The following is a 26,670-nucleotide window of genomic DNA, read 5'->3' on the forward strand; positions in this document are numbered from 1 at the left end:
AAAAGATCCTCCTTAGTCTGTGATCGATCCTGCGATTACGGTCGCAAGAGCGATAGAATTCAGTTTTGTCTGGAAATCATCAGAACGTGATGTAAGTACAACCGGAGCGCTTGTTCCGACAAGTACGTTACCGATCTTGACCTTTGCAGTGCGGACAAGAATCTTATATGTGATATTTCCTGCATCGATATTCGGGAAGAGGAGAATATCAGCATGTCCGGCTACTGGATTAGTCACACCTTTGTGAACAGCTGCTTCCGGATCGATCGCAAGATCCATGGAAAGTGGTCCGTAGATCTGGCATCCTTTGAAATCGCCACTCTCGTACATCTTGGTGAGATTATCGGCATCGACTGTTGGCTGCATCTTTGGATTCACTGTTTCAACTGCACACAGAGGAGCAACCTTCGGGCATTCGATGCCACATGCATGTGCGACTTCTACTGCATTGTTGATGATATTGACTTTATCTGCAAGGGTTGGATATGTATTGAAAGCTACGTCTGTGAAGAACAGAAGACGGTTAATGCCTTCAATCTCAAATACGCATACATGAGACAGCATCTTTCCGGTACGAAGTCCGACTTCTTTATTCAATACGCTCTTTAAGAATGTCTTTGTTTCAAGCAATCCTTTTAAAAGGATATCAGCTTTGCCGTTGTGTACAAGCTCAACAGCCTTTAATGCAGCTGCTTCGGTATCAGGCTCATTGATGATTTCGAAATCTGTCAGATCCATATCAATAGAAGCGGCAATCTCGCGGATCTTGGCTTCATCACCGACAAGGATGGCTGTTGCGATATTTTGCTCTTTTGCAGCTTTGACAGCCTGCAGTACCGGCTCATCCTGTGCGTTGGAAACAGAGACTTTCTTTAAGGTTTTTTGATTTGCTTTTGAGATTAATTCTTCAAAACTTTTGCTCATTTTCACACCTTCTCATTCATAATTTAATTATAGTATTCTGGTTGAATAATTTTTAACAATCTTAAGTGTAGCACCATATCTGGGAAAGGTCAATATAAAAGTGGTGTGTTGGAAATGACGAATAATGCAGATGTATTGTGAAAAAATGTTGGTGAAAATGTTAAAAGAAAATTAAATGATAAAAAATGATTGATAAATATTTGACAGAACGGGAAATGGGTAGTATATTAAAAAAAGAGGACAAAAAAGTCCCTTGCGAAAATCTTAAAAACGGAAAGTAAAACAGTATATATTTAATAAGAAGTGATACTTACCATTAAGATGTAAAAGGAGGAAAAAGTGATGGCAAAGAAAATCGTGTTAGCAGGTGCGTGTCGTACAGCAATCGGAAGTATGGGTGGAGCTCTTTCTACAACTCCGGCACCGGAATTAGGATCTATCGTTATCAAAGAAGCTTTAAATAGAGCAGGTGTTGCTCCGGAACAGGTTGATCATGTATATATGGGTTGTGTAATTCAGGCAGGTCTTGGACAGAACGTTGCACGTCAGGCTTCTTTAAAAGCAGGTCTTCCGGTCGAGACACCGGCAGTTACGGTTAACGTTGTTTGCGGATCCGGACTTAACTGTGTGAACATGGCTGCACAGATGATCCAGGCAGGAGATGCTGATATCGTTGTAGCAGGCGGTATGGAAAATATGTCTATGGCTCCATATGCACTGAAAAACGCACGTTATGGATACAGAATGGGTAATGCACCGATGATTGATACAATGGTAAATGACGCACTTTGGGATGCATTCAATGACTATCACATGGGAATCACTGCTGAGAATGTAGCAGAACAGTGGGGACTCACAAGAGAACAGCTTGATGAATTTGCAGCAGCAAGCCAGCAGAAAGCCTGCGCAGCAATCGAAGCAGGAAAATTCAAAGATGAGATTGTTCCTGTAGAAGTGAAGAAGAAAAAAGAAACCATCGTAGTTGATACAGATGAAGGACCGCGTCCGGGAACAACAGCAGAAGGAATCGCAAGACTTCGTCCGGCATTCAAAAAAGATGGTATTGTAACAGCAGCAAATGCTTCCAGCATCAATGACGGAGCAGCAGCAATCGTTGTTATGAGTGAAGAAAAAGCAAAAGAACTCGGCGTTACACCGATGGCAACATGGGTAGCAGGAGCACTCGGCGGAGTAGATCCATCTATCATGGGTGTCGGACCGGTTGCAGCTACGAATAAAGTAATGGCTAAGACAGGGCTTTCTGTAGATGATATGGATCTGATCGAAGCAAACGAAGCTTTCGCAGCACAGTCACTTGCAGTAGCACATGATCTGAAATTCGACATGGATAAAGTAAATGTAAACGGTGGAGCAATTGCTCTCGGACATCCAGTAGGAGCTTCAGGATGCCGTATCCTTGTTACACTTCTTCATGAGATGCAGAAACGTGATGCAAAGAAAGGTCTTGCAACACTTTGTATCGGTGGCGGAATGGGATGCGCTACAATCGTAGAACGTGATTAATAAACCAGATCAAAAGGAGATGTTGATGATGGAATTTATTACATATGAAGTAGAAGGACAGGTTGGAATTATTACCATTAACCGTCCAAAGGCACTGAACGCACTGAATAGTGCAGTTCTTGATGAACTTGATGCAACGATCGACGGTGTTGATCTTGATGCAGTCAGATGCCTGATCCTTACAGGAGCAGGAGAAAAATCTTTTGTAGCCGGTGCAGATATCGCTGAGATGAGTACTCTTACAAAAGAAGAGGGAGAAGCTTTTGGTAAGAAAGGAAATGATATTTTCCGTAAGATCGAAACACTTCCGATCCCGGTAATCGCAGCAGTTAATGGATTCGCTCTTGGTGGCGGATGTGAAATCTCCATGAGCTGTGATATCCGTATCTGTTCAGACAATGCAGTATTCGGACAGCCGGAGGTTGGCCTTGGAATTACACCTGGATTTGGTGGAACACAGAGACTTGCAAGACTTGTCGGACCTGGTATGGCAAAGCAGATGATCTACACTGCAAGAAATATCAAAGCTGACGAAGCTTACAGAATCGGTCTTGTAAATGCCGTATATCCGCAGGAAGAACTGATGCCGGCAGCAAAGAAGATGGCAGCAGGCATTGCAAAGAATGCACCGATCGCAGTAAGACACTGCAAACAGGCAATCAATGAAGGTCTTGAAAAGGGAATGGATGAGGCAATCGTAGTAGAAGAAAAGCTCTTCGGCGGATGCTTTGAATCTTACGACCAGAAAGAAGGAATGGCAGCATTCCTTGAAAAGAGAAAAGTAGAAGCTTTCCTTAATAAATAAGTTCGTTTAATAAAGGGGAGAATTAACTCTCCCCTAGAAAATTAAATTTATAAAATGGAGGTAATTTCAATGAAAGTAGGAATTATTGGTGCAGGAACAATGGGACAGGGCATTGCAAAGGCATTTGCTCAGGTAGATGGATATGAAGTAGCACTCTGTGACATCAAACAGGAATGGGCAGAAGGCGGAAAAGCTAAAATCGCTAAAGGCTATGACAGACTTGTTCAGAAAGGAAAATTAACTCAGGAAGCAGTTGATGCAATTCTTGCAAAAATTACTCCGGGACTCAAAGAAGATCTCTGCGCAGATTGTGATCTGATCGTAGAAGCAGCATTTGAGAACATGGAAGTTAAGAAAACTACATTCGGTGAACTTGATAAGATCGCAAAACCTGAATGCATTTTCGCATCAAATACCTCCAGCCTTTCTATCACAGAAATCGGCAACGGACTTACCCGTCCAATGATCGGTATGCATTTCTTCAACCCGGCAGACCGTATGAAATTAGTAGAAGTGATCGCAGGCGTAAATACACCGGCTGAAACTGTAGATGCAATCAAGAAGATCGCAGAAGAAATCGGAAAGACACCTGTACAGGTTAATGAAGCAGCAGGTTTCGTAGTAAACCGTATCCTTGTTCCGATGATCAATGAAGCAGCTTTCATCAAGATGGAAGGTGTATCTGATATCGCAGGAATCGATGCAGCAATGAAGCTTGGTGCAAACCATCCAATGGGACCTCTGGAGCTTGGTGATTTCATCGGACTTGATATCTGCCTTGCTATCATGGATGTACTTTATGCAGAAACAGGCGACAGCAAATATCGTGCATGCCCGCTGCTTCGTAAGATGGTCCGTGGTGGAAACCTTGGAGTTAAGAGCGGAAAAGGATTCTATGTATACAATGCAGACCGCACAAAAACTCCGGTTGATGCACAGTAATGGATGTTCTAAATAAAGACATGGAGGAAGAATAAATGGATTTCGGATTAGATAAGAAACACGAAATGGCGAGAACTCTGTTTAAAGAATTCGCAGAAAACGAAGTAAAACCACTTGCACAGGAAGTGGATGAAACAGAAGTTTTCCCAAGAGCAACAGTTGAAAAAATGGCGAAATATGGATTCCTCGGTATTCCGGTACCGAAGGAATACGAAGGACAGGGATGCGATCCTCTGACATACGTAATGTGTGTAGAAGAACTTGCAAAGGTTTGTGCTACAACATCTGTAATTGTATCTGCACATACCTCCCTTTGTATTGACCCGATCCTGACATACGGAACACCGGAACAGAAAGCAAAATATGTTCCGGATCTTGCATCAGGAAGAAAGCTTGGAGCTTTCGGTCTTACAGAACCAGGAGCAGGTACAGATGCACAGGGACAGCAGACGAAGGCTGTTCTCGACGGAGATGAATGGGTATTAAACGGATCAAAATGCTTTATCACAAATGGTAAAGAAGCAGATGTTTACATCATTATCGCCGTAACAGGTATTGTTGAAAAACGTGGCAGAAAGATGAAAGAGATTTCTGCATTCATCGTAGAAAAAGATACTCCGGGATTCACATTCGGAACAAAAGAAAAGAAAATGGGTATCCGTGGATCTTCAACTTACGAGCTTATTTTTGAAGACTGCCGTATTCCGAAAGAAAATCTCCTTGGAGCACAGGGCAAGGGCTTCGGTATCGCTATGCATACTCTGGATGGCGGACGTATCGGTATTGCCGCTCAGGCTCTTGGAATCGCTGAAGGCGCACTTGACAGAACAATCGCATATGTAAAAGAAAGAAAACAGTTCGGACGCACGATTGGTCAGTTCCAGAATACACAGTTCCAGCTTGCAGATATGGCTACAAAGGTAGAGGCTGCAAAGATGATGGTATACAAAGCTGCCATGGCAAAAGCTACACAGAAAGTTTACTCTGTCGAAGCTGCACAGGCTAAGCTTTATGCAGCAGAAGTAGCGATGGAAGTTACCACAAAGGCTGTTCAGTTACATGGTGGATACGGATACATCAGAGAATACGATGTAGAACGTATGATGCGTGACGCAAAGATTACAGAAATCTACGAAGGAACTTCAGAAGTTCAGCGTATGGTTATTTCTGGAAACTTATTGAAATAGGAGGTACGAATCGTGAAGATAGTTGTTTGTATAAAACAGGTACCGGATACAAAAGGCGGAGTTCAGTTTAATCCGGACGGTACACTTAACAGAGCTGCAATGCTTGCAATTATGAACCCGGATGACAAAGCAGGTCTTGAGGCCGCACTTAGATTAAAAGACCAGTATGGAGCAGAAGTAACTGTACTTACAATGGGACTTCCAAAAGCAGCCGATGTGCTTCGTGAAGCACTTGCAATGGGAGCTGATAAGGCAATTCTTGTAACAGACAGAGTACTTGGAGGAGCTGATACATGGGCTACATCAAGCACCATCGCAGCAGCACTCCGTAAACTCGATTATGACCTGATCATCACAGGACGTCAGGCAATCGATGGTGATACAGCACAGGTTGGACCGCAGATTTCCGAACATCTGGACATCCCGGTAATCTCTTATGCACAGGATATTAAAGTAGAAGGCGACAGCGTGATCGTACAGCGTCAGTTCGAAGACAGATATCATGTACTGAAAGCAAAAATGCCTTGCCTTATCACTGCACTTTCAGAATTAAATGAACCACGTTATATGACACCAGGCGGAATCTTCGATGCTTGTGATGCTGAGATCACAACATGGGGAAGAGCAGATCTTACTACCCTGGATGATGCAAATATCGGTCTTGCAGGATCACCTACAAAGATTGCGAAAGCATCTGACAAAGTAAGAAAAGGGGCAGGAGAAAAAGTTACTATTGATCCGGAAGAAGCAGTATCTTACCTGATGGGAAAATTAACAGAGAAACATATCATTTAATAAGAAGGAAAAGTGGTGAATATCATGAACTTAGAAGAATATAAGGGAGTATATGTCTTTGCTGAACAGGTAGACAACAAACTGAGCGGAATCGCATTTGAACTTCTTGGAAAAGCAAAAGACCTTGCAGCAGACTTAAATGCAGAAGTAGCAGCCGTTCTGATCGGTTCTGACGTAAAAGGACTTGCAGATGAGCTTGCAGCATACGGAGCAGATAAAGTAATCGTAGTAGATGATCCGGAACTGAAAGAATATAGAACAGAGCCATACGCACATGCACTGGCATCTGTTATCGAAAAATATAAACCGGAGATCATGTTAGTCGGCGCAACTGCAATCGGACGTGATCTTGGTCCTAGAGTATCCGCAAGAGTACAGACAGGTCTTACAGCAGACTGTACACAGCTTGAGATTGGTGATTTCCCGATCAACCCGGTAGCAGGAAAAGAGCAGAAGCACAATCAGCTTCTTATGACTCGTCCGGCATTTGGTGGAAACACGATCGCTACCATCGCCTGCCCGGATAATCGTCCGCAGATGGCAACCGTTCGTCCTGGTGTTATGCAGAAGATCGCTAAGATCGAAGGTGCAAAGGCAAATGTAGAAGAGTTTAATCCAGGATTTACACCGGATAATAAATACGTTGAGATCATGGAAGTTGTCAAATCTGTATCTGAGACGGTTGATATCATGGATGCTAAGATTCTTGTATCCGGTGGACGTGGAGTCGGAAGTGCAGAAAACTTCAAGATCCTGGAAGATCTTGCAGAAGCACTCGGCGGAGAAGTAAGCTGCTCACGTGCAGTTGTAGATAATGGCTGGAAACCAAAAGATCTTCAGGTAGGACAGACAGGAAAGACAGTTCGTCCTCAGGTATATTTTGCAATCGGTATTTCCGGAGCAATCCAGCATGTAGCAGGTATGGAAGAATCTGATCTGATCATTGCAATCAACAAAGATGAGACAGCTCCGATCTTTGATGTAGCTGACTATGGTATCGTTGGAGATCTGAATAAGATCGTACCAGAACTTACCAAACAGATCAAAGAAGCAGTTGCTGCTAAAAAATAAAGAATAGCTGGTAAAACAAAGATGGTGTCGCAAAGAAGCGGCACCATTTTTTTGTATACAAATCGAATAGAAGTTAGCCTGCTCTATTTTCGTGCGGAAAGCTTGTGCGTCTGGGGGATATTATGGTATACTTTATAAGATATAGACTTTGTAGTTATAGCTTAAGTAGGAGTGTGAATAAATGGCACAAAGAATTAAAAGCAGACGAAGGAAGGCTGTAAAAAAGCAGGCGGTTCATTATTTTGATTACAGTCTTCTGGCGATTATTATATTTCTGATGTGTTTTGGACTGGTAATGCTATACAGTATCAGTTCCTATGAAGCACGAACGGAATACGGAGATGGGATGTACTTCCTGAAAAGGCAGGGTCTCATCGGACTTGGAAGTATTGCTGCGATGATGTGGGTTTCTCGCCTGGATTATCATATGTTTTCCAAATATGCAGCAATGAGCTACTGGGGATCCATGCTTCTTCTTGCACTTGTTAAATTTACACCACTTGGTATTGAGGTAAATGGTGCACGAAGATGGTTCCGGCTTCCGGCTAACCAGTCATTCCAGCCGGCAGAGATTATGAAGATCGCTGTGATCATATTTATCCCATACCTGATCTGCAGAATGGGGAATAAAGTACACACCCTGAAAGGATCGCTGGGAGTTGTGGAGTGGGGAGGTTTGGCAGCACTGGGAGTTTATGTGCTGACTGATAATCTAAGCTCTGCGATCATTGTAATGGGAATTTCCTGCTGTATCCTTTTTGTCGTACATAAGAAGCAGAAGATTTTTCTGTGGATTGCAGGAGGCGGGCTGGCTGTTTTTGTGGCGGGATCATATATCCTCGGAAGACTTCTTGAGAACAGCACCAGCTTCCGACTCAGACGTATCATTGCCTGGCTGAACCCGGAAAAATATGCGTCAACGATTTCTTTCCAGACGGTACAGGGACTATATGCGATCGGATCAGGTGGCTTTTTCGGGAAAGGACTGGGAAATGGTGTGCAAAAGACGGTAATACCGGAAGTGCAGAACGACATGATCCTGTCAGCAATCTGTGAAGAGCTTGGGGTATTTGGAGCGATCATTATCCTGGTTTTGTTCGGTCTTTTGATCTACAGACTGCTTTTTATTGCACAGAACGCACCTGATCTGTATGGAGCACTGATTATGACAGGGATTATGTCACATATCGCGATCCAGGTAATTCTCAATGTCATGGTAGTTACGAACATGATGCCGAATACCGGAATTACATTGCCTTTTATCAGTTATGGTGGTACATCCATCCTGTTCCTGATGATAGAGATGGGAATGGCACTTGGAATTTCCAGAAGAATTAAACTGGAAGGGTAAAAAAAGCTTTTTTTTCAAAGAAAAGTGTGATATGATGTTATAAGTGGTAATGAAAACCACGTATAATGGATGCAAATGACACGTTTCGGAGGTTTGGATTATGAGTTATAAAGTGATTGTGGACAGCTGTGGAGAATTGACAGCAGAGATGAAAGCTTCAGGTCGGTTTGAGACAGCATCATTGGGACTGGAGGTTGGAGATTGTCATATAATTGATGATGAATCTTTCAATCAGGCTGAATTTTTGAAGAACGTAGCTGAATGCCCGACATGTCCAAAGTCAAGTTGTCCGTCTCCGGAGACATTTATGGAAGGATATCACTGTGATGCGGAGCATGTATATGCTGTTACGTTGTCTTCTGAACTGAGCGGTTCTTATAACAGTGCCGTACTGGGCAAGAATTTATATGAAGAAGAATATGGTGAGAAAGATATTTATGTGTTCAACTCAAAATCTGCATCAGTAGGACAGACTCTCATCGGGATGAAGATTGCGCAGTGTGAAGAGCGGGGCATGACATTCAAGGAAGTGGTAGCTGCTGTAGAAGCATATATTGAAGAGCAGCACACATATTTTGTTCTTGAGACGCTTGAGACTCTTCGTAAGAATGGAAGACTTACAGGATTAAAAGCAATTGCGGCAACAGTACTGAATATTAAGCCGGTGATGGGGGCTACTCCGAAGGGAGAAATTTGTCAGTTGGGTCAGGCGCGCGGAATTAAAAAAGCACTTAAGAATATGGTGGATTGTGTGATCGCAGATCTGAAAGATCCGGAGAGCAAGGTACTTGCAATTTCGCATTGTAACTGCCCGCAGAGAGCACAGGATGTGAAGAAGATGCTGGAAGAACGTGTGAAATTAAAAGACATTATCATTCTGGATACCAGAGGTGTCAGTAGCATGTATGCGAATGATGGCGGAGTAATTATTGCAGTATAGCTTGTATCAATCGTAAAAGTGTGATAAAATGTACTGGTTAGATGATTGCAAAGGAGACTTGCAGATATGAGTCAGAAAAAAGTAGATTATTATAAACAGGCAAAAGCGAACAGAAAGCGTGAAGAAAAAAAGAAAAACTTGCGAAAAGCTTTTGATTATACGATCCTTGGGCTGATTGCACTTGCAATCGTTGTCTGGATTGGATGGTCCGCTTATGATATGTATGAATCAAAGCAGCCAAGAGCAGTAGCAGAAGTTGATTATTCTGCTGTAAATGATTATGTCCAGTCACTTAACACTGCTGAGTAGATGAAAAGAAGAAAGTGGAGAGATGGTTCCATTGTGGAACGGTTTCTCCACTTTTTTTATGCACTGTGTGGGGAATGGAGTATAAAACGCTCCACTTTTCACCACAAAATGAATGAAAAATGGGAAAAAATATGATTTATCGGACTTTTTTCAGAATGGATAAATTCGAAAAAGTGCTTGAAAAGGGCGGAAAAGTGGGGTACAATGGATACAAGTGGTAGAAAGTGGAGCGAAGTGGAGCAAAGTGGCATGGAAAGTGGCAGACCACTTTGAAAGAAGGTGATCCTATGTTGACTGGAGAATTTAATCATAGTATTGATTCAAAAGGCAGGCTGATTATTCCTTCCAAATTACGAGAGAGTCTGGGAGAACATTTCGTAATTACGAAAGGGATGGACGGCTGCTTATTTCTGTATCCGGACAACGAATGGAAAGCCTTTGAAGAGAAGCTTAGAACCTTACCGCTTACAAACAAAAAAGCCAGAGACTTTAAGCGTTTCTTTCTTGGAAGTGCTACGGAAGGAGAACTTGACAAACAAGGGAGAGTTTTGATATCTTTTTCTCTTCGCGCTTATGCAGATCTTGAAAAAGAGGTTGTTCTAGCAGGTGTGCTGGACAAGGTCGAGATCTGGAGTAAAGAGGCGTGGGAAGCGCGTACAGCTGATGTTGAGGAAAATATCGAGGACATTGCAAGTGACATGGAAGATTTGGGACTTAGCATCTAAATAGATCTTTTAATTAGGAGGACACCATGGCATTTAAGCATAAATCAGTATTACTGGATGAGACAATCGAAGGACTGAACATCAAGCCGGACGGTATTTATGTTGATGGCACACTTGGAGGAGGCGGACATGCATACGAAGTATGTCGGCGTTTAAACAACAAGGGGAGTTTTATAGGAATAGACCAGGATGCGGCGGCGATTGAAGCGGCAGGCACCCGATTAAGCGACTTCGGGGAGAGAGTTACAATAATCAGGAGCAATTATTGTGATATGAAGTCGAGGCTCCATGAGAAAGGGATTGACAAGGTCGATGGAATTGTACTCGATCTGGGCGTATCATCTTATCAGTTAGATACGGCAGATCGTGGTTTTTCCTATCGCGTAGATGCGCCTTTGGATATGAGGATGGACACACGCCAGACTTTATCTGCAAAGGAGATTGTCAATGGCTACAGTGAGATGGACCTTTTTCGGATCATTCGCGACTATGGTGAGGACAAATTTGCGAAGAATATAGCAAAACATATTGTTATGGCAAGAGAGAAAGGTCCTATTGAAACAACCGGGCAGCTGGCAGAGATTATCAGACAGTCTATACCGATGAAGTTTCAGAAGATGTCGGGGCATCCGGCAAAAAGAACCTTTCAGGCAATCCGGATTGAATGTAACCGGGAACTGGAGGTGCTCAGGGATTCACTTGACGATATGATTGATATTTTAAATCCGGGAGGAAGGATATGCATCATCACGTTCCATTCCCTGGAGGACAGAATTGTCAAAGGAATTTTTAAAAAGAATGAGAATCCATGCACGTGTCCGAGTACTTTCCCGGTATGTGTGTGTGGAAAAGTTTCCAAAGGAAAAGTCATTACGAAAAAACCGATTCTTCCAAGTGAAGAAGAGATGGAAGTGAACAGTCGTTCTAAGAGTGCGAAGCTGCGTATCTTTGAGCGCGTATAGAATTTGAAAGGGTGGTGCTGTATGGCAAAATACAGTCATAGAATACAGGCAGACAGACGTACAGTAACAAGCCGAGGAATGTACATATACGGAAATACAGTTCGCCAGGCAGAAGTCATGCCACAGCGACAAGAGGAACCAAGAAAAGAACATAAAAAGAAAAAACTGGACAGACAGATTTTGAAAAATCGAAGAAAAGCAATGCGGATGAATCCTGCATATGTGATGTTTCTTTCAATTGCGGCAGTGGCAGCACTTGTAGTCTGTGTATGGTATCTGCAGGTACGTGCAGAGCTTACAAGCCGGACAGAGCATATTACCGAGCTGCAGCAGGAACTGGCAGATGCAAAAGAAGAGAATACAACTAGATATAACGTAGTAATGGATTCTGTGAATCTGGAAGAAGTAAGAGACCGTGCAATCAATGATCTGGGTATGGGATATGCGACTTCGGATCAGATTATTGAATATCAGAACCCGGTTAATGATTATGTAAAACAGTACGAAAGTATTCCGAAAAGCGGAGTGCTTGGACAGACAACAGATAAATAGGTTTATGAACAAAGGTGAATAACATGTCAAAAAGAAGAAAAAGAAAGCCTTCCGTTCTGAGGCATAAATTCACGGTTGGAATGCAGAAAAAGCTGGTAATGCTCTTTATAGCGATATTACTGGCTTTTGTTATTCTTGTCGGAAGAATTACCTATATCAATGCCTCGTCAGGAGAAGATTATACCAAGACAGTACTGGATCAGCAACAGTATATGAGTCGGTCGATTCCGTTCAAGCGTGGAGATATTGTAGATACAAACGGCACAAAGCTTGCGACAAGTGAGCGTGTATACAATGTGATTCTGGATGCAAAGGTCTTACTTTCAGACGAGACAAAAAAAGCTGAAAACATAGCAGCTACGAAAAAAGCGCTGAAAAGTTATTTTCAGATCAAGGCATCGGCAGTGGATGCAATTATCGCGGACAGTCCGGACAGTCGATACAATATTCTGAAAAAAGGAATTTCCTACGATGATGCGAAGGCATTTGAAGCGGCAGAGAAGAAAAATTCCAAGATCAAAGGAATCTGGCTGGAAGAGGATTATGTCAGAAAATATCCATATAATACACTTGCCTGCGATGTCCTGGGATTCAGTGTATCGGGGAATGTGGGAGCAAGCGGACTGGAAGCATCCTATAATTCAACGTTGAATGGAACGGATGGACGCAGATATGGTTATCAGAATGAAGACTCGGCAATTGAAAACACGGTGAAAGAGCCGATAAATGGAAATACGATCGTAACAACGATTGATGCGAACCTGCAGTCTATCGTGGAAAAGCATCTGGAAGAGTTTAACCAGGCGCACACAGATGAAGCGCAGGAGGGGATGGGATTTAAAAACGGAGCTGTGATCATGATGAACCCGAATACCGGAGAAGTTCTGGCAATGGCTTCCTCACCTACCTATGATCTGAATAATCCGAGAGATCTATCCAAGTATTATACAGAGGAAGAAATAACCGGAATGAGCAGTGACGATAAGATCGATGCTCTGAATGAACTCTGGAGAAACTTCTGCGTGAGCGATACTTTTGAGCCGGGATCTACGATCAAACCATTTACGGTTGCAACAGGTCTGGAGATTGGTGCACTGAAAGGCGATGAGATCTATTACTGCGGTGGTTCCCTTCAGATCGATGAATGGGAGATTAAATGTATCTCTTATGATAATGGTGGACACGGGCAGCAGAATCTGACACAGGTTATGGAAAATTCATGTAACGTTGCCCTGATGCAGATTGGTCTGGCAATCGGACCGGAAGAATTCTGTAAGTACCAGAGTATTTTTGGATTCGGTCAGTATACGGGAATTGATCTTCCGGGTGAGGCGGTTGGTATTTTGCAGTCACCGGATGGAATGATCAAAACGGATCTTGCAACCAACTCTTTCGGACAGAATTTTAACGTAACTATGCTTCAACTTGCGACAGGATTCTGTTCTCTGATCAATGGTGGCGATTATTATGAACCGCATCTTGTAAAAGCCATTCAGGATGAGAACGGAAATGTGATCCAGACTATTGATCCGGTGTTGGAGAAGAAGACAATTTCTAAAGAAACTTCTGATAAACTAAAAAGTTATATGTACAGTGTTGTTCAGAACGGTAGTGGTAGATATGCACAGGTAGAAGGATATGATATCGGTGGTAAGACCGGTACAGCGGAAAAATTGCCCCGTGGAGAGAATAAGAACGTGGTATCCTTTATCGGATATGCACCGCAGGAGAATCCGGAAATTATGATTTATGTAGTCATCGATGAACCGAATGCTCCGGATCAGTCAGCGACCAGCAGCCTGATCTCGCAGCTCGCTTCTGATATTATGGCAGAAGCATTTCCGTATTTGAATATTACAAAGGCTCCGGCTGAGTAATTTGGGTATAACCCCGGAAGACAGATCATACAGTAATAGTAAGAATCTGTTTTTCGGGGTTTTTATGCGGAATAAGACTTATAATAAAAAGAAAATGCTGGTAGTATTTTTAAGCGCGCTTCTGATGATTTTTTTTCTGATCGCAAGACTGGTGTATTTGATGATATTTGATGCTGCGTATTATCAACAGAAAGCAAAAACGCTGCACGAAAGAGAGAGGGAGATCAAGGCGGCAAGGGGAGAGATCATTGACAGAAATGGCAAAGTCCTTGCGACCAATAAAGCGGTGTGTACCATATCTGTTATCCATAGTCAGATAACAGATCCGGAGAGAGTGATCCAGGTTCTTGCCGATGAGCTGGGAATAGAGAAAGAAATGATTCGGAAAAGAGTCAAAAAAGTTTCTTCCAGGGAAAAAATAAAGACAAATGTGGAGAAAGAGATCGGGGACCGGATTCGTGCATATGAACTGGACGGGGTGAAGGTAGATGAGGATTTTAAACGGTACTATCCGTATGGCAATCTGGCTTCAAAGGTTCTTGGATTTACCGGTGGAGACAATCAGGGAATCATTGGACTGGAAGTAAAGTATGAAAATTATCTGAAAGGTGTGAACGGAATGATTCTGACAACAACTGATGCCAGAGGGATTGAGCTTGCGGATACGCTGGAAGACAGAGTAGAACCGGTTTCCGGAGACACTCTGCAGGTAAGCCTGGACTATAATATCCAGGAATATGCACAGCAGGCTGCGGAAAAAGTAATGGAAGAAAAACAGGCAGATGCAGTTGTGATTTTGATCCTGAATCCAAAAACAGGGGAAATCTATGCCTGCGTCAATGCTCCAGAGTTTGATCTGAATGCCCCGTTTACATTACCGGAGGGAACAGATGCCGCTTTGAATGATGAAGAAAAACAGGCAATGCTGAATCAGATGTGGCGAAACAGGAGTATCAATGATACTTATGAACCAGGATCGATCTTTAAGGTATTTACTGCTTCGGCGGCGTTGGAAGAGGGAGTGGTCAAAGAAGAAGATACTTTTTACTGTCCTGGATACAAGCTTGTGGAAGACCGCCGGATCCGGTGTGCGAGGACGACTGGACATGGATCCGAGACGTTTGTACAGGGGGTGCAGAATTCCTGTAATCCGGTTTTTATTGAAGTAGGGATGCGGCTTGGAACAGAGAATTTTTATAAATATTTTGAAAAATTCGGATTGATGGGGAAGACAGGTGTAGATCTTCCGGGAGAGGCTGCAACGATCATGCACAAGAAGGAAAATGTAGGGCAGGTAGAGCTGGCAACGATGTCGTTTGGACAGTCTTTTCAGGTGACACCGATGCAGATGGCAACAACAGTATGTTCTCTGGTGAATGAGGGAAAAAGGATCACTCCTCATTTTGGCATCGCCGTTTATGATGCGGAAAGTGGAGAGAAAGAAGAAACGATTTCTTATGGAAAAAGAAAACGGATTCTTTCTAAAGAAACGTCAGAAAAGATGAGAAAGATACTGGAAACGGTTGTGTCCGAAGGAGGAGGAAAAAAAGCACAGATCGAAGGATACCGGATCGGAGGAAAGACAGCGACCAGCCAGACGCTGCCAAGAAGTGCGAACCGTTATATAGGATCTTTTATCGGATTTGCACCTGCAGATGATCCGCAGGTAGCAGCAATGGCAATTATTTACAACCCACAGGGTATCTATTATGGCGGGACGATAGCAGCTCCGGTTGTGCGCGATATTTTCGACAATATTCTTCCCTATCTTGGAATCGAACGGGAAGAAAACCCGTGAAGCAGTTGAAAAAACAGGGCAGATACATTATACTAAAGCGTAGAATCTGTGCCTTTAAGGTAAGGGCTGATTTTGAAAACAAAAGAAAGACAGAGGTGTATTATGGATTTTACAATGGTCATACCGGTGCTGATCGCGTTTGTTCTCAGTGTGGCAGCAGGACCGGTGGTAATTCCTGTTTTAAGAAGACTCAAGATGGATCAGACAGAGAGAGAAGACGGGGTGAAGTCGCATCTTAAAAAAGCCGGAACGCCGACGATGGGAGGCGTGATGATCTTGTTTGCGATTGCGGTCACTTCGCTGATCTATGTAAGAGAGTATCCGAAGGTGATTCCGGTACTTTTTGTAACGATTGGATTCGGACTGGTCGGGTTCCTGGATGATTATCTGAAAGTTGTTCTTCACAGATCAGATGGACTGATGCCGATGCAGAAGATGGCACTCCAGATCGTGATTACAGCGATTTTTGCATTTTACATCGTGAAAGTGGCAAAGATACCGCTTACCATGCTGATACCGTTTTCAGGTGGGAAATATCTGAACATCGGCTGGTTTGCCATTCCGATACTTTTTATTGCAGTGATCGGTACCGTCAATGGTGTGAATTTTACAGATGGACTGGACGGGCTTGCATCCAGTGTAACAGTTCTTGTGGCAACCTTCTTTACAGTTGTTGCGATCGGAACAAAGAGTGGGATCGAACCGATTACCTGTGCAGTGGTAGGTGCGCTGCTGGGATTCTTATTATTCAACGTTTATCCGGCAAGCGTATTTATGGGCGACACCGGATCACTGGCTCTTGGGGGATTTGTTGCTTCGACAGCATACATGCTCCAGATGCCATTATTCATTATCATCGTAGGACTGATCTATCTGGTAGAAGTTTTATCAGTTATGATTCAGGTAACATATTTTAAGAAAACAGGCGGAAAGCGTTTCTTTAAAATGGCGCCGATCCACCATCATTTTGAGCTGTGTGGATGGAGCGAGACACGGGTGGTTGCAGTATTTTCAATTGTAACTGCAATTCTGTGCCTGGTTGCACTGCTGGCATTATAGGAGGCTTACAAGAATGGATTTACAAGGAAAGAAAGTGTTGGTATTCGGTGCGGGGATCAGTGGGATCGGATCCTGCGGATTACTGGAAAAAGAAGGGGCAGAGGTAATTCTGTATGATGGAAATGATAAAAAAGATGCCGAGGCAATGAAAGCACAGCTTGGTGAGGGAAGCAAAGTCCGCGTTGTTCTCGGAGCTTTTCCGGAAGAGGAGATGGAAAGTCTTGATCTGGTTGTAATGAGTCCGGGGGTGCCGACTGATCTGCCGGTTGTTCTGGCTATGAAAGAAAAAGGAATTCCTGTCTGGGGCGAGATTGAGCTCGCCTATGTATGCGGAAAAGGAGATGTGCTTGGAATTACCGGAACCAATGGGAAAACGACAACAACCTCTCTTTTAGGCGAGATTATGAAAAATGCCCGTGACAGCGTTTTTGTTGTGGGAAATATCGGTACACCATATACGAATGCCGCAGCAGATACCAGAGAAGATTCTGTGATCGTGGCAGAGCTCTCAAGCTTCCAGCTGGAGAGTATTCATACCTTCCATCCAAAGGTAAGTGCAGTTCTTAATATCACACCGGATCATCTGAACCGCCATCATACGATGGAAGCATATATTCGTGCAAAGATGAATATTGCGAAGAATCAGACACCAGAAGATATCTGCGTTCTCAATTATGAAGATGAAGAGACAAGAAAGATGGCAGATGAATTTCAGGCAAGTGTTCTATTTTTCAGCAGTAAGCATAAACTGGAACAGGGCATTTATCTTGACGGAGAAGATATTGTATACAAACCGGAAAAGGAGAAAGAAGGAACGGTCATCTGCAAGACCGGCGAATTACAGATCCTTGGCGTCCACAATTATGAGAATGTTATGGCAGCGGTTGCAATGGCAGCGGCTTACGGTGTAGATCTGGATGTGATCCGTAAGTCTGTACTTGCATTTAAGGGGGTTGAGCATCGTATTGAATATGTGGCAGAGAAGAACGGGGTTGTCTATTACAATGACTCTAAAGGAACGAATCCGGATGCGGCGATCAAGGGAATCCAGGCAATGAACCGCCCGACGATCCTGATTGGTGGTGGATATGATAAACAGTCCGATTTCCATGAATGGATCCAGAGCTTTGATGGAAAAGTCCGCTATCTGGTACTGATCGGTGCTACAAAAGAGCAGATTCAGAAAGAAGCAGCAGAGTGCGGATTTCATGACTGTATTTTAAAAGATACTTTCGAAGAAGCACTCGATACCTGTGTGGAGCTTGCAAGACCCGGAGATGCAGTTCTGCTGTCACCGGCATGTGCAAGCTGGGGAATGTTCCCGAACTATGAAGTGCGTGGGGAAGAATTCAAAAAATACGTGAATGCATTATAAAAGAAATAAAATAATTTCATATAATCTGTATCAAAGGGCGTGAAACAAAGTGGAGGAAAAAGGGAAAAAGGGGCGTATGGATTACACGCTTCTGTTGATTGTTGTTCTCCTGGTTGTGATTGGACTGGTGATCTTATACAGTACCAGTGCATATAACGGGCAGGTGAAATTTCATGATTCCTTTTACTATCTGAAAAAGCAGGCGTTTGCGACGGTGCTTGGAATTGTACTGATGCTGTTCGTGGCAGGGATGGATTACCACATCTGGCAGAGACTGGCAGTATTTGGTTATCTGGCAGCAGTTGCACTTTCGGTTGCGGTCATGTTGTTTGGCAGAGAAATTAACGGGTCCAAAAGATGGTTAGCTTTGGGCCCGTTTTCTTTTCAGCCATCAGAATTTGCGAAAGTTGCACTGATTCTTTTTCTGGCGGATCTTGTGACGAAGAACGTAAAAACAATCGGAAAAATGTGGACACTTTGCAGGATCATGTTCTGGATCCTTCCAATCGTGGGACTTGTGGGAGCGAGTAATTTAAGCACGGCGATCATTATTCTGGGAATCGGTGTGATCCTGATCTTTGTGGCAAGCCCGAAGTATGCGCAATTTGCCTTGATGGGAATTGCAGGCGCCTGCTTTATGGGGATTTTTCTTGCCCTTGAAAGCTATCGGCTGGAACGGCTTGCTATCTGGAGAAATCCGGAAAAATATGAAAAGGGTTATCAGACCCTGCAGGGGCTTTACGCGATTGGATCCGGAGGAGTATTCGGAGTCGGGATCGGAAACAGTGTACAGAAGCTGGGATTTGTACCTGAGGCACAGAATGATATGATCTTTTCAATTATTTGTGAAGAGCTTGGACTCGCAGGTGCTGGGATTATCGTTTTTCTGTTTCTGCTTCTGATCTGGCGCTTTTTCCTGATCGCATCTGGAAGCAGGGATCTTTTTGGTGCGCTGATCGCGACCGGAGCGATGGCACATATGATGATTCAGGTTATTTTAAATATTGCAGTTGTGACGAACACAATTCCGAATACGGGGATTACACTTCCTTTTATCAGTTATGGAGGAACATCGGTGATGTTTCTTTTAATTGAAATGGGACTTGTGCTAAGTGTGTCACAAGTGGTAGACTAAACAGGAGATATACAAAAGACGGAAGGAGGAAGATGCCTGATGGGATGATACAGAAAGAAAGGAAAAAGAGAATCATAAAGCAGGCTGCCATGAAAGCCATTCTGGTCATTATTTTGGTTTGCATAGCTATGATTACGTTTCTTTTACTCTTTCAAGTGCGGAAAATTGAAGTATCAGGAAATCAGTATCTTAGCAGACAGGAGATTGCAGACTGGGTGCAGGATGATAATTGGTCTTCCAATTCTCTGTATGTGATGATCAGGAACCACCTGATGAATCACGAGCTGCTTCCGGCAATGGAAGAGGCAAATGTGACGATGAAGAATCCGTGGACTGTGAAGGTGACGATCAAAGAGAAGCGTGTGGCCGGTTATATCGTGTCAGGTGATGAATGTATTTATTTTGACAAGGATGGTATCGTACTTGCAAAGACAAAGGAGCTGTGGGATGGAATCCCGTGCATTGAAGGGCTGGAAGTAAAGAAAGTACAGCTTTACAAAGAACTTCCGGTCAGCAAGGCGAACAAAAAAGCATTTGGGAACCTTCTGGATATGACGATGACACTGAAAAAATGTGATCTCGCGCCGGATAAGATTGTTTGTTCCGGTTCAGATCTGTATCTTTTTTTTGGAAACAAATGTGTCAATGTCGGGCACACGAATCTGGAAGAACGGATCATGCAGATATCGCCGATCCTTGAGAAGCTGGGAGATCAGGGAGGAACCCTGTATCTGGAAAATTTTAACACAGATAATATTACAATTACCTTCGAAAAAGATGTGATTCCGGACCTTGGAACATAATCTGTGTCAAGTGAATAAAAAAATAGGAAAATATACAAAATTCTATTGATATTTTTCGGAAAAAAATATATTATAGTCTTATGTATAACTAAGCGCATATTGACATTTAGGGTGTATAATATAATAAGGTGACGAAGGAGGAGAAACTCTTGTTAGAAATTAAAACAAATGAATCAGAAGCAGCAGCTAAAATAATTGTAGTCGGTGTAGGTGGCGGCGGAAACAATGCAGTCAACCGCATGATCGATGAACAGATTGCAGGTGTTGAATTTATCGCAATCAATACAGATAAACAGGCTCTTCAGTTATGTAAAGCTCCGACTCTTATGCAGATCGGAGACAAGCTTACAAAGGGTCTTGGTGCAGGGGCTAAACCGGAGATCGGTGAAAAAGCAGCTGAGGAAAGTGCCGAAGAGATCCAGTCAGCACTCAAGGGAGCTGATATGGTATTTGTTACCTGTGGTATGGGTGGCGGAACAGGAACAGGAGCAACTCCTGTTGTTGCGCGTATTGCCAAAGAGCAGGGAGCACTTACTGTTGGCGTTGTAACCAAGCCTTTCAAATTCGAATCCAAGACAAGAATGAACAACGCTCTTGCCGGAATCGAAAAATTAAAAGAAAATGTAGATACACTTATCGTTATCCCGAATGATAAGCTTCTTGAAATTGTAGACAGAAGAACAACTATGCCGGAAGCACTTAAGAAAGCTGATGAAGTTCTTCAGCAGGGTATCCAGGGTATCACAGACCTGATCAATGTACCTTCACTGATCAACCTTGACTTTGCCGATGTACAGACAGTTATGACAGATAAAGGAATTGCTCATATCGGTATCGGACAGGGAAAAGGTGATGACAAGGCTCTTGAAGCAGTTAAGCAGGCAGTTGCCAGCCCTCTGCTTGAGACAACCATCGCAGGTGCATCTCACGTTATCATCAACATTTCAGGTGACATCACACTTATGGATGCGAGTGATGCAGCAGAATATGTACAGGATCTTGCAGGTGAAGATGCAAACATCATCTTCGGTGCAATGTATGATGATTCCAAGTCAGATGAAGCAACTATCACAGTTATCGCAACAGGTCTTCACAATGTAGGTGGAACACAGAGCAAGCTTCAGTCAAGACTGGAACATAAAGCAGCTATGATGAACGGTGGATCTGGAATGGGAGCAAGCAATATTTCACGTCCACAGTTTAATCCGGGAGAATACAGCAATGTAGAAAGACCGGTATACGGAGGCAGACCGGTACAGCAGCAGACTACACAGGTACCACCGCTTCAGAGTGCAAGAACTCCACAGAGCAAGGTGAAAGAGCAGTCTATCAAGATTCCGGATTTCTTCAAGAAATAAGAATGAAATAACAGGGAAGCAGTAAGAAATTACTGTTTCCCTGTTTTTTATAGTTTACTGTTCATAGCGTACCATTTCGCGTCGCAGTCTCTGCATAATTTTCTTTTCAAGTCTTGATATGTAAGACTGGGAGATCCCAAGAAGATCGGCCACTTCTTTCTGCGTTTTTTCTTCCCCGTCGGGGGTTCCAAGTCCGAATCGCATCTGCACGATTACCCGTTCCCTGTTTGAAAGCCGTCCGATAGCTTTCCCAAGAAGTTTGTGTTCTGCTTCGGTTTCCATATCACGATAAATGGTATCTTCTTCAGTTCCAAGAATATCGGATAGAAGAAGCTCATTTCCATCCCAGTCAACATTGAGCGGTTCATCGATGGAGACCTCCAGTTTGGTTTTGTTATTCCGGCGCAGATACATGAGGATCTCGTTTTCAATACAACGGGAGGCATAGGTGGCAAGTTTGATATTTTTCTCTGGATTGAAGGTATTGATTGCTTTGATCAGTCCAATCGTGCCGATGGAGATCAGGTCTTCTACGCCTACACCGGTATTGTCAAATTTTTTCGCTATATATACAACCAGACGCAGGTTATGTTCAATAAGAAGCTTTTTTCCTTCTTCATCCTGCCCGCCTCCGAGAAGGGAAATGGCATGACCTTCTTCTTCACTGCTAAGTGGGAGCGGCAGGATATCTGTCCCTCCTATGTAATGGATTTCCTGCTTTTCCGGGAAGAAAACACTGCGGAAAGAGGGAATCATTTTCAATTTAAAACAATCTGAAACAGCAACTTTTATCATCATTATAATCCTCCTAACAATCTTCAGGATGCAATAGCATTTCATATTTTCCGTTTCCAAAATTCTTCTGTTCGGAAATACCGATCAGTGGAGATTGGATCAAAAATTCAGATTCTCCTGTTATTCTCATTTTCTTGACAGAAAAAACAGGAAGAATACTGGTCGTCTTCTGTATAGTCCGGTACGGGATGTACCGGAGTCTTCCAGGTGAGATTTGGGAAGAAATCTTCTGACAGGCGTCTTTGCTGATAATATGAACCGGCTTTCCGGTCAGTGGATCAGAAAGATGATTACCACTGTCCAGAAAGGCTTTCAGATGAAAATCTTTTCCATTTACAGTTAAAATCACATCAAAACTATGATCTTGTGATTTCCATAGTTTCTTTAGAAACAAAAGTCCATGATATAAAAGAAAAAAACCACAGATGCCAAGGGTGAAAAGAAAAGATATGATCCGGAAAAATTTTCCAAAATAAAGACGGAGCCAACTCATGATACCTCCAAGAAGAAAGCTTGCAAGATAGAGCAGAATCCATGCTTTGAAAAAAACGGGAAATGTCCGGATTTTCAATCCGATCACTGTCATACAGGAATTTACCAGGAAAAACAGCAGGATATAGCGGGTCCATACCGGGCATGGAAAAAATAAAATGGCACAGGTCAGTAGTGAACCGGTAAAGGAACCGGCAAGAAGACTTCCATAAGTGGCAGAACATGGAAATACTTTTTTTACTGCCAGAAGAATCAGAAAATCCATCATCATATTTTCCAGAAACAATACATCCAGATATACTTCATACTGCATAGTCTTATCCTTCTTTCTCTTTAGCTGCTAAATAGATTTGGTACTTAAGCATGCTTTATTATAGAAAAGATGTGTTTCAGATTTTGTCAGAAGATGGGAAAAACAGAATAATTTTATTCGACATGCTGAAATGCTGGATTTTTTTAAAGAATTGTCGAAAAAGACAGAAAAAGACCGGCGTTCCATGTCGGAAGCCGGTCTCTGGAAAGATAAGATCGGTATTTATCTGTCGTCACGATCCCATTTGTCAGCAAGATTTTGGATCTGTGACTCGAATTTTGCAAGATCTTTGTTTGCAAGACCTTCATTTTTAAGCACAACATCCATGAGGTGTTTGGCTGCCGCAACCACGCGGTTGAATGCAGTAAGAGCACGTGCTTTGACCGGCTTTTCAACTGCTTTTTTCGGAAGCCTGATACCTTCAGAAAGGATGGTATCGGTTGCGAGATCAACACAGCCTCCGGAGTATGGTGCAAATGCCGGAATGCCGAAACGGTCTGTGATGGTAGCAGCGAAAGAATCTGTAACCGAATCCTCTCCATGTACAACAAAGATATGGGATGGTTTCTCTTTGAATCCATCAATCCAGTTCAGAAGACCATTCATATCGGCATGTCCGCTGATCCCTGCAAGGACTTCAATACGGGCATTAACCTCTACATTTTCACCAAAGAGCCGGACTGATTCCGGTTTGCTTTCGACAAGCTTGCGGCCAAGAGTGCCAACTGCCTGATAGCCTACGAAGAGGATTGTGCATTCTTTTCTCCAGAGGTTGTGTTTCAGATGATGGCGGATACGGCCGGCTTCACACATTCCGGAAGCAGAGATGATTACTTTTGGTTTGTCATTGAAGTTGATCATTTTAGATTCTTCACTGGTGATCGTGGTTTTCAGTCCCTGGAAAAGAAGAGGGTTGATTCCTTTACTTATCAGAGCCATTGCATCCTCATCAAAGCAGGACTGTACATTTTTCTGGAAAACGTTGGTTGCTTCGATCGCCAGAGGACTGTCTACATAAACCTCAAAATTCTGATATTCCGGCAAAAGATTATTTTCTTTGATCTCACGGATAAAGTATAAAAGCTCCTGGGTTCTTCCTACTGCGAAAGATGGAATGACTACATTTCCACCTTTGGCAAAGGTTTCGCGCAGGACTCTGGTAAGCTCCTTAATATAATCCGGTTTTACAGTAGAATGGACCCGGTTTCCGTAGGTGGATTCGATGACAAGATAATCGGCTGCATCCACATGCTGCGGATCTTTGATGATCGGCTGGTCAATATTTCCGACATCTCCGGAAAATACGATTTTTTTGCTTACACCGTCTTCTGTGATCCAGACTTCAATGCAGGAAGAACCAAGCAGATGACCGACATCTGTGAAACGGAGTTCGATTCCTTCACAGAGCTGGATCGTTTGGTTATAATCGATCGGCGCAAGAAGTGCAACTGCATTCATGGCGTCCTGTACAGTATAAAGTGGTTCGTAAAGCGGAGCACCGGAACGAAGTGCCTTCCGGTTTCGCCATTCTGCTTCGGATTCCTGGATATGTGCACTGTCACGGAGCATAATGCTGCACAGATCAGAGGTGGCGAATGTACAGATGATTTCTCCTTTAAAACCATTTTTTACAAGCAGAGGAATCTTGCCGGAATGGTCAATGTGTGCATGCGTTAAGAGGATATAGTCGATCATGGAAGGATTGATCGGGATTTCCTGATTCTCATACAGATCAGGTCCCTGTTCCAGTCCACAGTCTATTAGAATATGTTTTCCACATGCTTCAAGATAATGGCAGCTTCCAGTTACTTCATGGGCGGCACCGATAAAAGTAAGTTTCATATACTCAACCCCTTTGCGTAAAAATTATTATAGTATATTATACTATAATTTAAAGAAAAATGATAGAAAATCAGACAATATTACTAAGATGTATATTCTTTCAGAAGAGTATGGAAAAAGTCAAGGAGCGATATTTTTAATATTTTAGTGGGAATCGAATAAATAAAAACAGTTTTGAGAAAAATTTATACCAGTAAAGATTTGGAGGTTTATTGAGATGGTACTTAATAAAGTAGAAATCTGTGGTGTAAATACAGCAAAGCTTCCCCTGCTTAGCGACGGGGAAAAAGAGGTGCTTTTTGAGAAGATCAAAGCGGGGGATGAGGAGGCAAAAGAACAGTATATCAAAGGAAATCTACGTCTGGTACTCAGTGTGATCAAACGCTTTTCGGGAAGCAGTGAAAATCCGGATGATCTGTTTCAGATCGGGTGCATCGGACTGATCAAGGCAATCAATAATTTCAATCCGGAGCTGGAAGTAAAATTTTCAACTTATGCGGTACCGATGATCATTGGAGAAATCCGGCGGTTCATCCGTGACAATAATTCGATCCGTGTTAGCAGGTCACTTCGTGATACGGCATATAAAGCCATTTACGCGAAAGAAAATTATGTCAAAGTAAACCAGAAAGAACCTACTGTTCAGGAAATTGCAGAGGAAATCGGGATCGCAAAGGAAGAGATCGTCTATGCGCTGGATGCGATCCAGATGCCGGTCAGCTTAAATGAGCCGGTATATAATGACAATGGAGATGCTATGTATGTGATGGACCAGATCAGTGACAAAAGGAACAAAGAAGACAGATGGGTGGAGAAACTGTCTCTTCAGGCGGCAATGGACCGACTCGGAAAAAGGGAGAAGTATATTATCAGACTTCGTTTTTTTGAAGGAAAAACGCAGATGGAGGTAGCAGAAGAAATCGGAATCTCACAGGCACAGGTAAGCCGCCTGGAAAAGAATGCACTCAGGGCTATGCGACAATATCTGCGAAGTGAATAGAAAAATAGAGATTTCCAGTTGAAATTTGTCAAGGTTCATACTATTATAATCATAGAACAGAAGAACAGGAGAACAGCAATGTATAAAGCGTGTATTTTTGACTTGGATGGAACTTTGACAAATACGCTGGATTCGCTGACTTATTCAACGAATAAGACGTTAGAAGAAATGGGACTTGAGCCGATTACCAAAGAACAGTGCCGAAGCTTCGTTGGAGATGGAGCCAGATGCCTTATGGAACGTGCACTTCGTGCGTCCGGAGACACAGAGCTTAAGAGGATTGAAGAAGGTATGGAAGTGTACAGCAGAATCTTTGGAGAAAATTGTATGTACCATGTACGTCCTTATGATGGCGTTGTTCAGATGTTAGATTCACTGAAGAAGAAGGGAATAAAGATTGCAGTATTTTCCAACAAACCACATTTGCAGGCGATCGATGTAGTGGAAAGTACATTTGGAAAAGGATATTTTGACCATATTCAGGGGCAGTCGGGTGAATTTCCGAAGAAACCGGATCCGGAAGGACTTCTGTGGATACTTGATAAATTAGGGGTATCGCCGGAAGAAGGAATATACATAGGAGACTCGGATGTAGATATGAAGACAGGGAAGGCTGCCGGTATGTTTACAGTCGGAGCAGAATGGGGATTCCGGACCAAAGAACTTCTTGTGGAGACAGGAGCAGATGCAACAATTGCACATGCTGAAGAATTGCTTAACTATTTATAGTTCAGAT

Annotated in this window: 25 protein-coding genes; 21 read left to right on the plus strand and 4 right to left on the minus strand. The window is 43.0% G+C overall.

The features are described from left to right. Positions 1 to 12: 12 nt before the first annotated feature. The gene (ptb, locus tag PG418_RS00575; RefSeq protein ID WP_055261295.1) at positions 13 to 924 is read right to left on the minus strand and encodes a phosphate butyryltransferase; all 912 of its coding nucleotides are present in this window, start codon (positions 922 to 924) and stop codon (positions 13 to 15) included. A 342-nt stretch (positions 925 to 1,266) separates the two neighbouring features. On the opposite strand from ptb, the gene PG418_RS00580 reads away from it, so the two are divergent. The 19 genes from PG418_RS00580 (at position 1,267) to ftsZ (ending at position 21,492) form a co-directional block, all read left to right on the plus strand. Then, positions 1,267 to 2,448, plus strand: a complete 1,182-nt coding sequence (locus PG418_RS00580; RefSeq protein WP_022220768.1) for an acetyl-CoA C-acetyltransferase — start codon at positions 1,267 to 1,269, stop codon at positions 2,446 to 2,448. Positions 2,449 to 2,476: 28 nt separating this feature from the next. Beyond that, complete coding sequence (locus PG418_RS00585) at positions 2,477 to 3,253, plus strand: enoyl-CoA hydratase-related protein (RefSeq protein ID WP_022220767.1); 777 nt, start codon at positions 2,477 to 2,479, stop codon at positions 3,251 to 3,253. A 69-nt stretch (positions 3,254 to 3,322) separates the two neighbouring features. Then, positions 3,323 to 4,195 carry a 3-hydroxyacyl-CoA dehydrogenase family protein gene (locus PG418_RS00590; protein ID WP_055246466.1) on the plus strand — a complete coding sequence of 291 codons (873 nt, stop codon included), beginning with the start codon at positions 3,323 to 3,325 and terminating at the stop codon, positions 4,193 to 4,195. Positions 4,196 to 4,230: 35 nt separating this feature from the next. Continuing rightward, positions 4,231 to 5,382 (plus strand): acyl-CoA dehydrogenase, encoded by a 1,152-nt coding sequence (locus PG418_RS00595; protein ID WP_008371917.1) that lies wholly within the window; start codon positions 4,231 to 4,233, stop codon positions 5,380 to 5,382. 12 nt (positions 5,383 to 5,394) lie between these two features. After that, positions 5,395 to 6,177, plus strand: coding sequence for an electron transfer flavoprotein subunit beta/FixA family protein (locus PG418_RS00600; protein WP_498836938.1), 783 nt, complete (start codon positions 5,395 to 5,397; stop codon positions 6,175 to 6,177). 24 nt (positions 6,178 to 6,201) lie between these two features. Continuing rightward, entirely contained in the window at positions 6,202 to 7,248 is a 1,047-nt protein-coding gene (locus tag PG418_RS00605; RefSeq protein ID WP_008371912.1) for an electron transfer flavoprotein subunit alpha/FixB family protein, read from the plus strand. A gap of 181 nt (positions 7,249 to 7,429) precedes the next feature. Continuing rightward, complete coding sequence (locus PG418_RS00610; RefSeq protein WP_227119658.1) at positions 7,430 to 8,599, plus strand: FtsW/RodA/SpoVE family cell cycle protein; 1,170 nt, start codon at positions 7,430 to 7,432, stop codon at positions 8,597 to 8,599. 100 nt (positions 8,600 to 8,699) lie between these two features. Next, positions 8,700 to 9,539 carry a DegV family protein gene (locus PG418_RS00615; protein ID WP_008371909.1) on the plus strand — a complete coding sequence of 280 codons (840 nt, stop codon included), beginning with the start codon at positions 8,700 to 8,702 and terminating at the stop codon, positions 9,537 to 9,539. A 66-nt stretch (positions 9,540 to 9,605) separates the two neighbouring features. Further along, complete coding sequence (locus PG418_RS00620; protein WP_055296810.1) at positions 9,606 to 9,848, plus strand: hypothetical protein; 243 nt, start codon at positions 9,606 to 9,608, stop codon at positions 9,846 to 9,848. Between the two features lie 287 nt (positions 9,849 to 10,135). Next, positions 10,136 to 10,573: a division/cell wall cluster transcriptional repressor MraZ gene (gene mraZ / locus PG418_RS00625; RefSeq protein ID WP_498836983.1), complete on the plus strand. Its 438-nt coding sequence runs from the start codon at positions 10,136 to 10,138 to the stop codon at positions 10,571 to 10,573. 26 nt (positions 10,574 to 10,599) lie between these two features. After that, the gene (gene rsmH, locus PG418_RS00630; protein WP_008371903.1) at positions 10,600 to 11,535 is read left to right on the plus strand and encodes a 16S rRNA (cytosine(1402)-N(4))-methyltransferase RsmH; all 936 of its coding nucleotides are present in this window, start codon (positions 10,600 to 10,602) and stop codon (positions 11,533 to 11,535) included. A 21-nt stretch (positions 11,536 to 11,556) separates the two neighbouring features. Continuing rightward, complete coding sequence (locus PG418_RS00635) at positions 11,557 to 12,087, plus strand: hypothetical protein (protein WP_008371901.1); 531 nt, start codon at positions 11,557 to 11,559, stop codon at positions 12,085 to 12,087. A 23-nt stretch (positions 12,088 to 12,110) separates the two neighbouring features. Next, positions 12,111 to 13,964, plus strand: coding sequence for a peptidoglycan D,D-transpeptidase FtsI family protein (locus tag PG418_RS00640; protein ID WP_055246474.1), 1,854 nt, complete (start codon positions 12,111 to 12,113; stop codon positions 13,962 to 13,964). Between the two features lie 64 nt (positions 13,965 to 14,028). Continuing rightward, positions 14,029 to 15,762, plus strand: coding sequence for a peptidoglycan D,D-transpeptidase FtsI family protein (locus PG418_RS00645; protein ID WP_498836939.1), 1,734 nt, complete (start codon positions 14,029 to 14,031; stop codon positions 15,760 to 15,762). 102 nt (positions 15,763 to 15,864) lie between these two features. After that, a complete protein-coding gene (mraY, locus tag PG418_RS00650) occupies positions 15,865 to 16,821 on the plus strand; it encodes a phospho-N-acetylmuramoyl-pentapeptide-transferase (RefSeq protein WP_117834440.1) in 957 nt (318 codons plus the stop codon). 13 nt (positions 16,822 to 16,834) lie between these two features. Further along, positions 16,835 to 18,196, plus strand: coding sequence for a UDP-N-acetylmuramoyl-L-alanine--D-glutamate ligase (gene murD / locus PG418_RS00655; protein ID WP_055157375.1), 1,362 nt, complete (start codon positions 16,835 to 16,837; stop codon positions 18,194 to 18,196). Between the two features lie 76 nt (positions 18,197 to 18,272). Beyond that, the gene (locus PG418_RS00660) at positions 18,273 to 19,331 is read left to right on the plus strand and encodes an FtsW/RodA/SpoVE family cell cycle protein (RefSeq protein ID WP_022220761.1); all 1,059 of its coding nucleotides are present in this window, start codon (positions 18,273 to 18,275) and stop codon (positions 19,329 to 19,331) included. Positions 19,332 to 19,363: 32 nt separating this feature from the next. After that, positions 19,364 to 20,134 (plus strand): cell division protein FtsQ/DivIB, encoded by a 771-nt coding sequence (locus tag PG418_RS00665; RefSeq protein ID WP_055246480.1) that lies wholly within the window; start codon positions 19,364 to 19,366, stop codon positions 20,132 to 20,134. A 149-nt stretch (positions 20,135 to 20,283) separates the two neighbouring features. Then, positions 20,284 to 21,492 carry a cell division protein FtsZ gene (ftsZ, locus tag PG418_RS00670; RefSeq protein WP_022220760.1) on the plus strand — a complete coding sequence of 403 codons (1,209 nt, stop codon included), beginning with the start codon at positions 20,284 to 20,286 and terminating at the stop codon, positions 21,490 to 21,492. A 54-nt stretch (positions 21,493 to 21,546) separates the two neighbouring features. Here the strand turns inward: ftsZ and sigE are convergent, their stop codons facing one another. From sigE to PG418_RS00685, 3 genes are all read right to left on the minus strand, one after another. Next, positions 21,547 to 22,290 carry an RNA polymerase sporulation sigma factor SigE gene (gene sigE, locus PG418_RS00675; RefSeq protein WP_008371883.1) on the minus strand — a complete coding sequence of 248 codons (744 nt, stop codon included), beginning with the start codon at positions 22,288 to 22,290 and terminating at the stop codon, positions 21,547 to 21,549. Between the two features lie 10 nt (positions 22,291 to 22,300). Beyond that, a complete protein-coding gene (locus PG418_RS00680; RefSeq protein ID WP_008371882.1) occupies positions 22,301 to 23,092 on the minus strand; it encodes a sigma-E processing peptidase SpoIIGA in 792 nt (263 codons plus the stop codon). Between the two features lie 222 nt (positions 23,093 to 23,314). Beyond that, on the minus strand, positions 23,315 to 24,934 hold the full coding sequence (locus PG418_RS00685; protein WP_227084692.1) for an MBL fold metallo-hydrolase RNA specificity domain-containing protein: 1,620 nt from the start codon (positions 24,932 to 24,934) through the stop codon (positions 23,315 to 23,317). A gap of 217 nt (positions 24,935 to 25,151) precedes the next feature. On the opposite strand from PG418_RS00685, the gene sigG reads away from it, so the two are divergent. Together sigG and PG418_RS00695 are read left to right on the plus strand one after the other, a co-directional pair. Then, positions 25,152 to 25,934, plus strand: a complete 783-nt coding sequence (gene sigG, locus PG418_RS00690) for an RNA polymerase sporulation sigma factor SigG (protein WP_022220759.1) — start codon at positions 25,152 to 25,154, stop codon at positions 25,932 to 25,934. A 78-nt stretch (positions 25,935 to 26,012) separates the two neighbouring features. Beyond that, positions 26,013 to 26,663 carry an HAD family hydrolase gene (locus PG418_RS00695; RefSeq protein WP_055261309.1) on the plus strand — a complete coding sequence of 217 codons (651 nt, stop codon included), beginning with the start codon at positions 26,013 to 26,015 and terminating at the stop codon, positions 26,661 to 26,663. The last annotated feature ends 7 nt before the right edge of the window (positions 26,664 to 26,670 follow it).

Source organism: Bariatricus sp. TF06-38A (assembly GCF_027690675.1).
In the GTDB taxonomy this organism is placed as follows: domain Bacteria; phylum Bacillota; class Clostridia; order Lachnospirales; family Lachnospiraceae; genus Allocoprococcus; species Allocoprococcus comes.

Coding starts and splice junctions, on each gene's coding strand:
- ptb (WP_055261295.1), bottom strand. CDS start 924: ATGAGCAAAAGTTTTGAAGAATTAATCTCAAAAGCAAATCAAAAAACC.
- PG418_RS00580 (WP_022220768.1), top strand. CDS start 1,267: ATGGCAAAGAAAATCGTGTTAGCAGGTGCGTGTCGTACAGCAATCGGA.
- PG418_RS00585 (WP_022220767.1), top strand. CDS start 2,477: ATGGAATTTATTACATATGAAGTAGAAGGACAGGTTGGAATTATTACC.
- PG418_RS00590 (WP_055246466.1), top strand. CDS start 3,323: ATGAAAGTAGGAATTATTGGTGCAGGAACAATGGGACAGGGCATTGCA.
- PG418_RS00595 (WP_008371917.1), top strand. CDS start 4,231: ATGGATTTCGGATTAGATAAGAAACACGAAATGGCGAGAACTCTGTTT.
- PG418_RS00605 (WP_008371912.1), top strand. CDS start 6,202: ATGAACTTAGAAGAATATAAGGGAGTATATGTCTTTGCTGAACAGGTA.
- PG418_RS00610 (WP_227119658.1), top strand. CDS start 7,430: ATGGCACAAAGAATTAAAAGCAGACGAAGGAAGGCTGTAAAAAAGCAG.
- PG418_RS00615 (WP_008371909.1), top strand. CDS start 8,700: ATGAGTTATAAAGTGATTGTGGACAGCTGTGGAGAATTGACAGCAGAG.
- PG418_RS00620 (WP_055296810.1), top strand. CDS start 9,606: ATGAGTCAGAAAAAAGTAGATTATTATAAACAGGCAAAAGCGAACAGA.
- mraZ (WP_498836983.1), top strand. CDS start 10,136: ATGTTGACTGGAGAATTTAATCATAGTATTGATTCAAAAGGCAGGCTG.
- rsmH (WP_008371903.1), top strand. CDS start 10,600: ATGGCATTTAAGCATAAATCAGTATTACTGGATGAGACAATCGAAGGA.
- PG418_RS00635 (WP_008371901.1), top strand. CDS start 11,557: ATGGCAAAATACAGTCATAGAATACAGGCAGACAGACGTACAGTAACA.
- PG418_RS00640 (WP_055246474.1), top strand. CDS start 12,111: ATGTCAAAAAGAAGAAAAAGAAAGCCTTCCGTTCTGAGGCATAAATTC.
- PG418_RS00645 (WP_498836939.1), top strand. CDS start 14,029: ATGCGGAATAAGACTTATAATAAAAAGAAAATGCTGGTAGTATTTTTA.
- mraY (WP_117834440.1), top strand. CDS start 15,865: ATGGATTTTACAATGGTCATACCGGTGCTGATCGCGTTTGTTCTCAGT.
- murD (WP_055157375.1), top strand. CDS start 16,835: ATGGATTTACAAGGAAAGAAAGTGTTGGTATTCGGTGCGGGGATCAGT.
- PG418_RS00660 (WP_022220761.1), top strand. CDS start 18,273: ATGGATTACACGCTTCTGTTGATTGTTGTTCTCCTGGTTGTGATTGGA.
- PG418_RS00665 (WP_055246480.1), top strand. CDS start 19,364: ATGCCTGATGGGATGATACAGAAAGAAAGGAAAAAGAGAATCATAAAG.
- sigE (WP_008371883.1), bottom strand. CDS start 22,290: ATGATGATAAAAGTTGCTGTTTCAGATTGTTTTAAATTGAAAATGATT.
- PG418_RS00680 (WP_008371882.1), bottom strand. CDS start 23,092: ATGCAGTATGAAGTATATCTGGATGTATTGTTTCTGGAAAATATGATG.
- PG418_RS00685 (WP_227084692.1), bottom strand. CDS start 24,934: ATGAAACTTACTTTTATCGGTGCCGCCCATGAAGTAACTGGAAGCTGC.
- sigG (WP_022220759.1), top strand. CDS start 25,152: ATGGTACTTAATAAAGTAGAAATCTGTGGTGTAAATACAGCAAAGCTT.
- PG418_RS00695 (WP_055261309.1), top strand. CDS start 26,013: ATGTATAAAGCGTGTATTTTTGACTTGGATGGAACTTTGACAAATACG.